Source organism: Lysobacter sp. Root690, from assembly GCF_001427785.1.
GTDB lineage: Bacteria > Pseudomonadota > Gammaproteobacteria > Xanthomonadales > Xanthomonadaceae > Lysobacter.
Genome location: NZ_LMHM01000002.1, coordinates 91906 through 105188, shown reverse-complemented (window position 1 = coordinate 105188; position 13283 = coordinate 91906). Strand labels below are relative to the sequence as shown.

Below are 13283 nucleotides of genomic sequence, written 5' to 3'. Positions count from 1 at the left end.
GTAGCGCACGGCGTGCATCCTGCACGCCGCCCTTCGGGTGTGCTGTTGCTAACGCGAGTTACAAGCGTCGCAGCGCTGGATGAACTGCGCGACTTCAAGCAAAAGCAAAGCTGCATGGCCTACCTGTAGGAGCGACGCAAGTCGCGACCGCAGGAATTCAACTACGACGCAGGTTACGACGTGGGTGTAATGGCGCGGTCGCGGCTCGCGCCGCTCCTACAGGGGTGCTGCGAACCATGCGCCGAGGTTTGGTGACCGGCGACTTCTTGCTCAAAGCCACCGGACGAAGGTTTCTCGCGATCGATGACAAAGCGTCGAGGATGACGTCCCCAGACTTCTTGGCTTCACGCTGAGCAAGAACATGCAACTTGTCCGAAATAACCGCGGAGATGATCCCTCGCCACCAAAAGAAAACGGCGCATGAGGATGCGCCGTTTGCTTCATTCCAGACGAAATCCACGCCACCAACCCATCAATCCGCCGGCGGCTTACTCGTGCGCAACACAGTGAACGCAAACCCCGCCACCAACAGCGCGCCCACCACCAGCACCGCCCACAGCACCCACGAATGCCAATCGCGCTTTGGCTCCGGCGCCGCCAAGGCCGCATCGCCGGCCAGCACCGCGCTCGCGCCGAGGCTCGCGTCGGACGGTTGCCAGTCCTGGCCACGGCTCTTGCGCAAGGCCTCGATCAAATGCGCCAGCGGCGACTCCGCGCGCGTGGCGCGGCCGCTGCCCGCGACCAAGGCGTACGGCGGCGCGCCCTGCGCGAGGAACACCACGACCTCGGGCCGATAGCCCAGACGCAACACCGGTTCGCCCGGCACCGCGCCGTTCGCGCGCAAGCGCCACAGACGGTCGCGGGTAGTGTCGGCCAGTTGACGCGCGGCGGACCGGTCGCCCTGACCCTGCCCGGCGACCTGATACGCCATCCACGGCCCGGCCTGCGGACGCCAGCCCTGCTCGGCGTCGTCGCGGCTGTCCAGGCGCCACTCCAGCGCGTGATTGCCGGGCAAGGCCACGTCGGCCTGCTGGATCGGAAAGCGGCCGTCGAGCTGGTATTCGAACGCGACGCTGCCGTCGCGTTGCTCGATCCGCTTGCCCTTCAATTCGCGCCATTGCAGCGGCGCACTGGCCGCGGTCGTCGCCAGTTCCGCGCTGACCCCACTGATCTGCGCGGCCGACTTCGGATCCTGCGGGGTCAGGCGCAGATAACGCGCTTGTTCGCCCATGGAATCGAACACGATCCGCCGCTGCACCAGGCGCTGACCGCCGCGTTGCAGATCGACCAGGCGGCCGCTGCTGGCGAAGGTGCGCCATTGATCGAGGTTGTCGCTGCCTTCGACCGTATACGCCGCATCCAACGCGGCGCCGGGCGCCCACTCCAGTTCCAGCGCGAGGATCGGCGCACGCAGCTTGCTGGCGTCGAGCAACAGCGAGGTCTGCGGCAGCTTGCTGGTGTCGCTGCCGGTGCTGCGCGCTTCGACCCGGCGCAGGCGGCCGTCGGTTTCGATCTCGCTGACCAGTTCCCAACCTTGCGTGCTCGATCCCGACGGCGACGCCGGCAGCGCGAACCACGGCAGTTGCACGCGTTGCGGCGCGCGCGCCAACGGCTGCTCGGGCGTGAACACCGCCGCCGGCACCGGCACGCCGCTGCCGTCGAGCACGTCGATGTCGCGCAACTGCGCGCTGTGGGTCTGCCGGTACACGCTGTCGTCGAGCACCACCCGATACGCGCCGGCATCGTCGCGACTCAAGCTCAACGGCCATTGCCTGGCGTAGTCCTCGCGCGCGCCGGCCAGCGCCAGCAGCGGCACGGCGACTGCGATCAACACACCGTTGCGGACACAACGCTTCATGCCTGGACCTCTCGTGAATCGTCTTCGCCATCCGGGCGAGCGGCGGAATCGTCGGGCTTGCTCGGCGGCGCCGGCGCGAAGTAACCGACCAACATGCACAACAGGCCGTAAGCGATGAACGAGGCGATGCCGAGCAGATTGCCCAGGTGGACGCGATCGATCCACACCAGCTTGACCAGCACCACCGCCATCAGCACCGCGCCGGCCATCCACAGGATGCGCTGGCCACGGCGCGAACCGGCGATCCAGCCGGCCACGCCGAGCACGCTCCAGACCACGGTCAGGCTGGTCTGCACCAGGCTGGTCGAGAACATCGACGCATCCCACGCCACCCCACCCCAGAAGTGCGCGGTGCGCAGCACTTCGACGGTGATCAGCACGAAGCCGGCCAGCGCCAGCAACGGCACGCGGCGCGCGCGCACCGCCGGGTCGATCATCGGCGATGCCAGCCACGCACCGACCAGCACCAGCGTCGCCAGTTGCAGCAGGCTCAGCGGATTGAGCACCGGCAGCCACATCACCGGATGCGGATTGGCCGGCGTGGTCAAGGCCAGCGCGATCACCGCGACCAGCGCGGCGACGAACAACGTCATCGCGACCGAGCGCCATTGCGCGAAGCGCGCGGCCAGCGGTTGCGCGATCAGGTTCGGACGCCACAAGGTCAGCGCGGCCATGATCACTATCGGCAACAGCAGCGCCGAGGCGGTCCAGCCCGAACCGAAGTTGGCCACGCCGTCGTCCACCGACATCCGCAGCAGGCGGAACAAACTCAGACCGAGCGCCAGCGCCCACGACCACAACCAACCCAGATGCGCGACCGCGAGCTCGCCGCCGGCGCGTTCGCGCAGGTTGAGCAGGCTGCGCGCGCCGAACAGCGCGTACAGCGCCCAGGCCAGCCAGCCCAGCGCCGCGAACGGCTGCTGATGTTGGTCGATCTGGATGAACAGCAGCGGCAGACTGCTGAGCATCGCCAACGTGCTGGTCGCCGACAGCGCGCGCCAATCATGGCGACGGAACACTTCCGACGCGATCCAGCCGGTGAACGCGGTCAGCATCAGCACCGCATCGGCGCTGTTGCGGTCGGCGACGAAGTCGGCGATCTCGCTGCCGGTCGCCGCCAGCCACCAGGCCATGCCCCACAGGTAGAACAGCGCGGCCGGGGTGCGGTCGGCGCTGCGCCGGTAGCTCCAGGCGCTGGCGAAACCGGCCAGCGAGATCAGCAGCGCGCCGGCGAAGTTGGCGTTGAGCAGCGGCGTGTCGCTGTCCCAGACCGAATCGCTGGCGCCGATGATGAAGGCGAGCGCCGCGGCCACTTGCAAGCCCATGCCGGTCATCTGCGGCAACCAGCGTTGCTGACGCAGGCCCAGCCAGATCAGCGCCGCGCCTTCCAATGCGAACACGCAGGCGGTGGCTTCGGCGGCCAGCGCGAGCGGCACGGCCAGGGTCGCGAACCCCACCGCCAACAACGCGTATGGCGTCGCCAGCGCGACGAAGCGTTGATCGCGACGCAGCCACCACGCCAGCGCGGCGTAGATCGCGCCCAGGCCGAGCGCGCAGAACGCCAGCGGCATGCGGTCGCCTTCGAGCAACCCGGCCTGCAGGGTGAACGCGATCAACGGCGTGCCGAACAGCAGGCAGCCGTCGATCAGATCCTTGCGTCCAGCCGCGCGGCGGCGCGCGTACAGCACCGGAATCAGTAGGTAGAACGCGAAGAACAGCAGCAGGAACGGCTCGGTGGTGGAGAAATGTTCCGGCCGGTACTTGAGTACGCCCCACAAGCTGCCGATGCCCCAGGTGAAGACGAAGCCGAGCAGATTGAGGATGCGCCACGCGCGCCACCAGGCGATCGCGAAGATGCCGGCGTTGAGCACGGCGTAGTAGCCGAACAAGGCGACGTGGTTGCCCGAGCCGGTCGACAGCCAGATCGGCGCGAGGAAACCGGCGAGTATCGCGAACACCGCCAGGGCCAGCGCGTTCTGTTTCACCGCCAGCACCCCGGCGCCGGCGACCAGCACCACGCTGATCGCGAACGCCGCGCCGGCCGGGATCATGCCGTACAGCTTGAACGCGGCGAACACCACCAGCAGCAACACGCCGATCGCGCCGCCCTGCAGGCTCAGGCCGAAAATGCGCTTGCGTTCGCGCTGGCGCCAGCCGAACACCAACCCGGCCATCGCCGCGATCGCGATGCCGGCCAGGCGGAACTCCATCGGCACCCGCATCCAGCCCTGATCGCTGGCGTACTTGAGCAACGCGGCCACGCCGGCCAGCAACACCAGCATGCCGACCTTGACCGGCACGTTGCCCTCGGTGAACCAGCGCCGCACCCAGCGCACGCCGAGGGTGAACACGTCCGGCTCGACCGGCGCGGCCGGCCGACGCGGCGGGATCGGGCGCGGCGGCGAGCGCGGAGGCAGCGCGGCAGGCGCGGCAGACCCCGGTGTGGGCGGCAACGGCGGCGGCGAAGACGCGGTGGCGGCAGCCAGCGGCGCTTCGGGCGCCACGCGCGCGGGCGGCGGGACGGCGGCCTCGGAGACGGTCGCCTGCGGTCGCGGCGGCGGCGCTTCGCGCGCCATGCGCTCGGCCAGGGTCTCGTCATCGAGGCTGCGCGCGACCGGCGCGGGACGGGCCGACGGGGCCGGCGCGGCCTGGCTGAGGCGGCGTTCGAGTTCGCTCACCCGCGATTTGAGTCCGGACACCTGGACCAGCGCGACGATGAGCAGAACCGGGACCAGCAGCAAACCCAGTCCCAACAACACAAGCAGTGCTTCCATCACAGTTCCCCAGTCCTTATGGCGGGCAGGTTACACCGATGTGAGGTGTAGGGAAGCATTGCCTTCACTCCTTATATACACGATTCATCTACCACATATCGCGTTGACGAAATCGCGTAACCACACTATGTTGTGCTCGTCGGTGCCGATCGCGAGGTCGGCTGAAAAGGGAAGCCGGTAGGAATCGCGCTCACGCGCGCTTCGAAGCCGGCGCTGCCCCGCAGCGGTATGGGAAACGAAAGGGTCATGGCACTGGGCGGTACGCCTGGGAAGCGATCCTGGTAGGAGGAACGGGACACGGGCAAAGAAAAGTGAGATACGGGTCACCCCTCGTCGCTCACTTCTCTTTGCCCGTTTCTCGCTCCGGGTCCCGAGCCCGAAGACCTGCCGACAGCCGCGCGTCGCACACCGCGCGGTCCCGGCCCTAAGGAGTCTTCGGAGGAAGACGGCCGGTGTCGCGGCACGACGGTCCACCGTCGCGCCCGTCCGTTCCGGCGCGATGCGCGGAGCGGCCGTCCCGGACCTCGCGTCTCGGGCCGCGCGACACCCAGCCAGCAAGCTCCGAGATTCCCGCCCGCGGGGGCACGGCCGTGCCATCGGTGACGCCGCGCGCGCGGTTCGTCGTCGGTGGTGCGTCGGCGTCTCCGCACCGTGCATCCACGCCCCGGAGTAACGCTCATGACCACGCTCGCAACCGATCCGTCCGCCGCCCCCGTCGCGGACGTCCCCGCCGCCCCCGCCAAACCCGTTGCCCGCGATGCGCACGACGCCGCGCCCGGTTTCGCCCTGACCCCGCCCGCCGCCAACCTGACCATGAGCGTGACCAAGCGCAACGGTCGTCGCGAACCGGTCGACCTCAACAAGATCGTGCGCGCGGTGACCCGCAGCGGCGAGAACCTGTATTCGATCGACCCGATGCGCGTGGCCACCCGCACCATCTCCGGCCTGTACGACGGTGCGACCACCCAGGAGCTCGACGAACTGTCGATCCGCACCGCCGCCCTGCTGACCGCGGAAGAACCCGAATACGGCCGTCTCGCCGCGCGCCTGCTCGCCGGCGTGATCGAGAAGGAAGTCGCCGGCATCGAGATCCATGCGTTCTCGCAGTCGATCCAGCGCGGCCATGAGCTGGGCCTGATCAACGAGCGCCTGGTGACCTTCGTCCAGGCCAATGCGCGCAAACTCAACGACGCGATCGACCGCAGCCTCGACGCCAAGTTCGATTACTTCGGCCTGCGCACGCTGTACGACCGCTACCTGCTGCGCCACCCGACTGCGCGCACCGTCATCGAAACGCCGCAGCAGTTCTTCCTGCGCATCGCCTGCGCACTGAGCGAAGACGTCAGCGACGCGCTGGCGCTGTATCGCCGCATGGCGCAGCTCGACTACATCCCGTCCTCGCCGACCCTGTTCAACGCCGGCACCACCCACGAACAGCTGTCGAGCTGCTTCCTGCTCGATTCGCCCGACGACTCGCTGGAAAGCATCTACAAGCGCTACATGGACGTGGCCAAACTGAGCAAGTTCAGCGGCGGCATCGGCTTGAGCTACACGCGCATCCGTTCGCGCGGCTCGCTGATCCGTTCGACCAATGGCTTGAGCAACGGCATCGTGCCGTGGCTGAAGACCCTCGACGCCTCGGTCGCCGCGGTCAACCAGGGCGGCAAGCGCAAGGGCGCGGCCTGCGTGTACCTGGAGCCGTGGCACGCCGACGTCGAAGAATTCCTCGAACTGCGCGACAACACCGGCGACGAAGCGCGCCGCACCCACAACCTCAATCTGGCCAACTGGATTCCCGACGAATTCATGCGCCGGGTCGAGGCCGATGCCGACTGGTCGCTGTTCGACCCGTCCAAGGTGCCGCAGCTGACCGACCTGTGGGGCGAAGCCTTCGACCGCGCCTACCACGCCGCCGAAGCCGCGGGTCTCGCCGCCAAGAAGGTCAAGGCGCGCGACATCTACGGCCGGATGATGCGCACCCTGGCGCAGACCGGCAACGGCTGGATGAACTTCAAGGACAAGTCCAACCGCGCGTCCAACCAGACCCTGCGCGACGGTAACGTCATCCACCTGTCGAACTTGTGCACCGAAATTCTGGAAGTCACCTCGCAGGACGAAACCGCGGTGTGCAACCTGGGTTCGATCAACCTCTCGCATCACGTCGAGATGTTTGAGGACGGCAAGGGCGCGTTCGATTTCGACAAGCTCGCCGAAACCGTGCGCCTGGCCGTGCGCCAGCTCGATCGCGTCATCGATCTGAATTTCTATCCGATCGAAACCGCGCGCCGCGCCAATCTGAAGTGGCGTCCGGTCGGCCTGGGTTCGATGGGCCTGCAGGACGTGTTCTTCAAGCTGCGCCTGCCGTTCGATTCCGAGCCGGCGCGCAAGCTGGCGATGGAGATCGCCGAAGCCATCTACTTCCACGCCCTGTCGGCGTCGAACGAACTGGCGATGGAACACGGCAAGCACCCGTCGTTCGACGACACCCGCGCCAGCGTCGGCGAACTGCAGTTCGAAGCCTGGGGCGTGACCCCGTCCCAACCCGAGCGTTGGGACGAACTGCGCAAGCGCATCGCCGAACACGGCCTGCGCAACTCGCTGCTGATCGCGATCGCGCCGACCGCGACGATCGCGTCGATCGCCGGTTGCTACGAATGCATCGAGCCGCAGGTGTCGAACCTGTTCAAGCGCGAGACGCTGTCGGGCGACTTCCTGGTGGTCAACAAGTACCTGGTTGAGGAACTCAAGAAGCTCGGCATGTGGACCGCCGAGATGCGCGACCGGATCAAGATGGCCGAAGGTTCGATCCAGTCGGTGACCGAAGTGCCCGAGGCCTTGCGTCAGGTCTACCGCACCGCGTGGGAGCTGCCGATGCGTTCGCTGATCGACATGGCCGCCGAGCGCGGCGCGTATATCGATCAGAGCCAGTCGCTCAACCTGTTCATCGAGAGCCCGAACATCGGCCAGCTCAGCTCGATGTACATGTACGCCTGGAAGAAGGGCCTGAAGACGACGTATTACCTGCGTTCGCGTCCGGCCACCAAGATCGCCAAGACCACGGTCAGCGCGCCGGTCGCGGCGACGCCGAAGCCCGAACTGGTGCCGGTGGAGTTCACCGCCAGCGAGGCGATCGCGTGCTCGCTGGAAAATCCCGAGTCCTGCGAAGCCTGTCAGTAACAAGCTCTGCTCCCTCTCCCGCGTGCGGGAGAGGGCCGGGGTGAGGGCAACCGTACCGCCCAGCTCGCGCCGTTATCGACCATCGCGCGCGCCCTCATCCGCCCTTCGGGCACCTTCTCCCGCCAGCGGGAGAAGGGAGAAACATGCCTTTTCGCTCGCGAAAAAGGCTTGCAATATCTAAGGAACCACCATGTCCACCGATTCAACCCGCCTGCTGCTCGACCCCGGTTTCGATCTCACCTTGCGGCCGATGCGCTATCCGCATTTCTACGAGATGTACCGCGACGCGATCCGTAACACCTGGACCGTCGAGGAAGTGGATTTTTCCCAGGACGTCAACGACCTCAAGCACAAGTTCGGCCCGGCCGAACGGCATCTGGTCGAGCGCCTGGTCGCGTTCTTCGCCACCGGCGACAGCATCGTGTCGAACAATCTGGTGCTGAACCTGTATCAGCACATCAACGCGCCCGAAGCGCGCATGTACCTGTCGCGGCAGCTGTACGAGGAAGCGCTGCATGTGCAGTTCTATCTGACCCTGCTCGACACCTACCTGCCCGATCCGAACGAGCGCGCCAAGGCGTTCGATGCGGTCGAGAACATCGCCTCGATCCGGGCCAAGGCCGAGTTCTGCTTCCGTTGGATGGATTCGATCCAGGGTCTGCAGCGGATCGAGACGCGCGAGCAGCGCCGCCAGTTCCTGCTCAACCTGATCTGCTTCGCCGGCTGCATCGAAGGCCTGTTCTTCTTCGCCGCGTTCGCCTACGTGTACTACCTACGTTCGCGCGGCCTGCTCAACGGCCTGGCCTCGGGCACCAACTGGGTGTTCCGCGACGAGAGCTGCCACATGGCGTTCGCGTTCGAAGTGATCCGCACCGCGCGCGAGGAAGAGCCCGACCTGTTCGACGCCGACCTGCGCGCACAGGTGGTGAAGATGTTCGAGGACGCGGTGGACTGCGAATACCAGTTCGCCCAGGACGTGCTGTCCGGCGGCGTGGTCGGACTGTCACTCAAGGACATGCGCCAGTACCTGGAATACTGCGCCGACCAGCGCATGGCCCAGCTCGGCATGCCCAAGCATTTCGGCTCGACCAACCCGTTCGCGTTCATGGACCTGCAGGACGTGCAGGAAGTGACCAACTTCTTCGAACGCCGGGTCTCGGCGTATCAGGTCGGCGTGCAGGGTGAAGTGGCGTTTGACGAGGCGTTTTGAAGCCAGAAAATAGAACCAAAAAAATAGTTGAGAAAAGTGAGGAGTGAGTAAAAACAAGAGCATCTGCTCGCTCCTCGTTCTGATTCGTCGGCTTTCGCCTTTCGCCTTTCCCCACTCACTCCTCACTCCTCTGCACTCACTCCTAGCTTGTAAGGAGTGAGTAGAGGCAAAAAAGCGGTCTACTCGCCCTCGCTTCGTCCGCCCGATTCTCGCCGCTCCCACTCACTCCTCACTCCTCCGAACTCACTTCTCGCCCCATGACCGAAGCCCGCATGACCGAGATCGTGTTCCCCGATCACACCAACCATCTGGGCACGCTGTTCGGCGGACAGGCGCTGGCGTGGATGGACAAGGCCGCCTTCATCGCCGCCACGCGCTACGCGCGCACGGTCGTGGTCACCGCGCGCTCGGAGCAGATCGATTTCCACACCGCGGTGCCCAAGGGCGCCTTGGTCGAACTGGTCGCGCGGGTGGTCGAAACCGGCCGCACCTCGATGCAGGTCGAGGTCGAGATGCACAAGGAAGACTTGCTTACCGGCGACTCCCAGCTCGCCACGCGCGGCCGCTTCACCATGATCGCGCTCGGCATCGACGGCAAGCCCACGCCGGTGCCGCCGCTGGCGCGCTGACCGTCCGGCGCGACGGCACACATGCGGCCGAGTCGCGCCTTCGCTTGAACGTCCGCCTCGGAGCCGAAACCCCGATGCCTGCTCAGAAACGATAGTCCATGGTCAAGCTGAGCGTGCGCGGCGCGCCCGGCGCGTTGAAGCCGTCGACCGAACCATGCGCCGAAGCGAAATAGCGTTTGTCGAACGCATTCTCCAAACGCAGGCGCCAATCCCACGGGCCGGTCTGGTAGCGCAGGTTGAAATCGAAGCGGGTGAACGCCGGCAGCACGCTCAGATTGGTCGGCGCGGCGTATTGCATCGCGACGTGCTGGGCCAGACCGCCGACACTGAAACCGCGGCCCAATGCGTACTCGGCATACACCGACGCGCTGTGGCGTGGGGTCAACGGCGAGGTGCGGCCCTGGAACGCGACGCCGCTGGCGACGTTGTTGGATTTGGTGATCTCGCCGTCTAAATAAGCGTAACCGGCGTACAGATCCAGGCGCTGATCGAGCAAGGACGCGGCCAGCCCGACCTCGGCGCCGCGCGTGCGCTGGGTGCCGACGCCGATCTGCCGGCGCGGGTCGACCGGATCGGTGGTCTTGATGTGTTCGCGCTGCGTTTCGAACACGGCCACGTCGAAACTCAGCAGGCCGTCGGCGCGCGCGAACTTGTAGCCGATCTCCCGGTTGGAGGTGGTTTCCGGGCTCAGATCGACATTGACCGTGCTCAGCGGCAGGCTCTCGGCCGACGGCTGGAACGACTCGCCCCAGCTCGCGTACAGCGATTGCTGCGCGCTCGGCATCCAGATCAGGCCCAGGCGCGGGCTCCATTCGCGATCGCTGCGATCCAGCGCGGGCGCGGCGCGATTGAGCGTATCGCGGGTCTGCTGGCGGTAATCGTCGTAACGCGCGCCGACCACGGCCTTCCACTGCGTGCTCAAGGTGATCTGGTCCTGCACATACAACGCGGCGTTGCGCAGCCGGCTGCGCGCGGCGGCCTCGGGACGCGGATTGAATCGCGGCCGGTCGAGCAGCGGATTCAACAGGTCGATCGGCGTGGCGACGCCGCCATAACTCGCCTGGTCCTTGCGCTCGTAACTGAGCTCGCTGCCGATCAGCAGACGATGCCGCTCGCCCTCGTAAACCAGATCGGTCTGAGCGAACCACGCCTGCTGGTCGCGGGTATTGCCGGCGTGGCGACGCGCCGACAGCCAGCGGCCGTCGCGCAGGAACGGATTGCCGCTGATCAAGGTGTTGCGGCGATCGAGCTCGTAGTCGGTACCGCGCAAGCTCACCCGCAGGTCGAGTTGTTCGCTCAGCGCCTTGCTGTAGGTCGCGTTAAAGATGTTGACGCGGGCGCGGCTGTAATCGTCGTGGCGCGCATCGCTGGAGCCGTAGTAAGTATCGATCGGCATGTCGACCGGCCGGCCGAACAGGCTCGGCATGCCGAAGTCGGTGACGCGTTCGTCGCGCTGCGCGCTGGCCTGCAACAGCAATTGACCGCCGCCGAGTTCGAACCGGTACGACGGCGCGATCAGCCAGCGTTCGATGAAACCCTGGTCGCGGAAGGTCTCGGAATCCTCGATCGCGCCGACCACGCGGCCCGCGCCGGGACCGAGCGGGCCGGTCAGGTCGAACTCGCCGCGACGGCCGCCTTCGCTGTCGACGTACAGGCGCAGCTTGCCTTGCGCGGTATCGAGCGGCTGCTTGCTCACCCGATTGATCAAGCCGCCCGAGGAGCCGCGGCCGAACAGCATCGCCGCGGTGCCCTTGAGCACTTCGATCCGCTCGACGTTGGCCAGATCGCGGTAGTACATGGCGTCGTCGCGCACGCCGTCGAGGTATTGATCGGCGAGCGCGCTGAAGCCGCGGATCGCGACCTGATCGCGCTGGCCGTCGCCGTTGTTGAGTCCGACGCCGGGCACCAGCGCCAGCATCTCGTTGAGCGAGCGGCCACCCTGGGCGTCGATCAACGCGCGCGGCAGCACGGTGATCGCCTGCGGGATTTCGATCAGCGCGGTGTCGGTCTTGGTCGCGCTGCGGCTGCGCTCGGCGCCGAATTTCGGCCCGGCCACGCCGCGCACCTGGATCTGGTCGAGTTGGTGGACCTGCGAATCAGCGGGCGCTTCGGCCGCGGAGTCGGCAGGCGATTCGGCGGCGAACGCCAGCGACGGCGACACGGACAACGAGCACAACGACAGCAGGGCCAGCGCGAGACGCGTCGGCGCCGGCCGGTAAGGGAGGGCGGACATCGGAAAACTCCTGCGAGGGCGAATGGCTCGAGCCCGGCAGGCGTGCTCTGGCTGGTACAGGCGGCGATTTTCCGGGCCACGCGACGGGATCGCAAGTGCGAATCGCTTTGCGCGTCGGCTCGCGTGGCCGCGGCAACGATGCCGCGTGCCTGTTCGACTCGGCGCCGAATTACTTTTTCAGTGCTTGGTGCACAGACGAGTCAGATCAACGGCACAGCAACGAGCCCGATCCCTTAGTCGACCTGTTTGGCGCCCGACTTCTTCGCCGCGCCCTTCTCGGCGCCCTTCACGCCATCGCCCGCGGCCTTGGCCTCGTTGCTCACCGCCTCTTCCTCGAACGGCAGCAGGTCGGGCAGATCGCGCGCATACAGATCGGCCGGGCTGTCGGACGGGCAGGCCTTGTCCGGGAAACCGTATTCGCCCTGCAGATCCCGGGCGCATTCGGGCATGGATTCGAAATTCTTGCCGGTGGCCATGCACTGGGCATCGAAAGCGCGGCGGAACGCTTCGCGGCGACGGACGAAATCGTCGCCGCACTTACGGGTCAACCGAATCCGGTCGAGATCGTCCTGGGCCGCGTTGGTGCCGTCCAAGCCGAACAGCTTGAGCTCGTCCGGGGTGAGGATGCGCAGGTCGCGATTGGCCACGGTCATCATCAGGTCCGACACGCTGGTGGCGACGCCGTTGCGTTCGAGGTAATCGCGCACTTGCTGATTGATCGAACGCAGTTCGCGGCTGAGTTCGGCGCGCGAGGTCGCGGTGGAGCGGTCGCGCATCAGACGATGGATACCGACCTTGCCTTCGACCGAGCGGGTGTCGCCGGCCGCCAGCACCAGCACGCAGGCGCTGTGGCAGACCGAACCGTCGCGCACCCAGATCGCCCAGCCCGATTCGGCGATCGAATCGCCGGCGCGGATCGCTTCCTCGACGTGGCCGCCGCTGGAATCGATGTCGAGAATGCGGGTCTGGATTTCCATGCGCGTGGCCATCGCCGCGACCCGCTGCACCAGCGCGGTGAAGCCCGCGCCGATCTTGCCCTGGTAACGCAATCGCACCACGCCGCGCGCCTGGCACGGCGACAGCGCGTCGACCAGGCTGAAGAAATCCAGCGAGGTCAGGCGTTCGCCTTCGCCGAAACTGGGGTAGTCGTATTCGCAGCTGATCCGGGCGACGCCGCCGTCGAGTTTGGCCGGCGGCCAGTAAGTGCCGCGCAGGATCTCGGCCTCGCTCGGCGGCGCCGGCGCGACCTTCGGGGTCTCGTTCTGGCTGCCGAGCGTCATCGGCTCGGCCGCGCCCGGCGGCGGCACGGCGTCCTTGCCGCAGGCGGTCAGCCCGAGCACGCATAGCAGCCACAGCAACGTCCATCTGAAAAGCATGTTCCACCCATGGGAGTCGGGATCGC

At 66.7% G+C, this 13283-nt stretch carries 7 protein-coding genes and 1 riboswitch; of the genes, 3 read left to right on the top strand and 4 right to left on the bottom strand.

All coding sequences use genetic code 11. The annotated features are described in order from the left end of the window. Positions 1–472: 472 nt before the first annotated feature. Complete coding sequence (locus tag ASD86_RS04355; RefSeq protein WP_056107360.1) at positions 473–1858, bottom strand: DUF3999 domain-containing protein; 1386 nt, start codon at positions 1856–1858, stop codon at positions 473–475. Continuing rightward, positions 1855–4632, bottom strand: a complete 2778-nt coding sequence (locus ASD86_RS04350) for a DUF2339 domain-containing protein (protein ID WP_056107357.1) — start codon at positions 4630–4632, stop codon at positions 1855–1857. The genes ASD86_RS04355 and ASD86_RS04350 overlap by 4 nt, the downstream gene beginning before the upstream one ends. 123 nt (positions 4633–4755) lie before the next feature. Next, positions 4756–5039, top strand: a riboswitch (cobalamin riboswitch). Between the two features lie 406 nt (positions 5040–5445). On the opposite strand from ASD86_RS04350, the gene ASD86_RS04345 reads away from it, so the two are divergent. From ASD86_RS04345 to ASD86_RS04335, 3 genes are all read left to right on the top strand, one after another. Next, on the top strand, positions 5446–7809 hold the full coding sequence (locus ASD86_RS04345; RefSeq protein ID WP_235567671.1) for a ribonucleoside-diphosphate reductase subunit alpha: 2364 nt from the start codon (positions 5446–5448) through the stop codon (positions 7807–7809). 190 nt (positions 7810–7999) lie between these two features. Beyond that, entirely contained in the window at positions 8000–9019 is a 1020-nt protein-coding gene (locus ASD86_RS04340; RefSeq protein ID WP_056107354.1) for a ribonucleotide-diphosphate reductase subunit beta, read from the top strand. 272 nt (positions 9020–9291) lie between these two features. Beyond that, positions 9292–9648, top strand: coding sequence for an acyl-CoA thioesterase (locus ASD86_RS04335; RefSeq protein WP_235567664.1), 357 nt, complete (start codon positions 9292–9294; stop codon positions 9646–9648). 82 nt (positions 9649–9730) lie between these two features. On the opposite strand, the gene ASD86_RS04330 is transcribed toward ASD86_RS04335, so the two are convergent. Beyond that, a complete protein-coding gene (locus tag ASD86_RS04330; RefSeq protein WP_056107349.1) occupies positions 9731–11881 on the bottom strand; it encodes a TonB-dependent siderophore receptor in 2151 nt (716 codons plus the stop codon). 233 nt (positions 11882–12114) lie between these two features. Then, entirely contained in the window at positions 12115–13257 is a 1143-nt protein-coding gene (locus ASD86_RS04325) for a hypothetical protein (RefSeq protein ID WP_082578058.1), read from the bottom strand. Between the last annotated feature and the right edge of the window lie 26 nt (positions 13258–13283).

Bases quoted from the DNA above. Each gene is read 5' to 3' on its own strand.
- ASD86_RS04330 (WP_056107349.1), bottom strand. From the start codon at position 11,881: ATGTCCGCCCTCCCTTACCGGCCGGCGCCGACGCGTCTCGCGCTGGCC.
- ASD86_RS04335 (WP_235567664.1), top strand. From the start codon at position 9,292: ATGACCGAGATCGTGTTCCCCGATCACACCAACCATCTGGGCACGCTG.
- ASD86_RS04345 (WP_235567671.1), top strand. From the start codon at position 5,446: ATGAGCGTGACCAAGCGCAACGGTCGTCGCGAACCGGTCGACCTCAAC.
- ASD86_RS04355 (WP_056107360.1), bottom strand. From the start codon at position 1,858: ATGAAGCGTTGTGTCCGCAACGGTGTGTTGATCGCAGTCGCCGTGCCG.
- ASD86_RS04340 (WP_056107354.1), top strand. From the start codon at position 8,000: ATGTCCACCGATTCAACCCGCCTGCTGCTCGACCCCGGTTTCGATCTC.
- ASD86_RS04350 (WP_056107357.1), bottom strand. From the start codon at position 4,632: ATGGAAGCACTGCTTGTGTTGTTGGGACTGGGTTTGCTGCTGGTCCCG.
- ASD86_RS04325 (WP_082578058.1), bottom strand. From the start codon at position 13,257: ATGCTTTTCAGATGGACGTTGCTGTGGCTGCTATGCGTGCTCGGGCTG.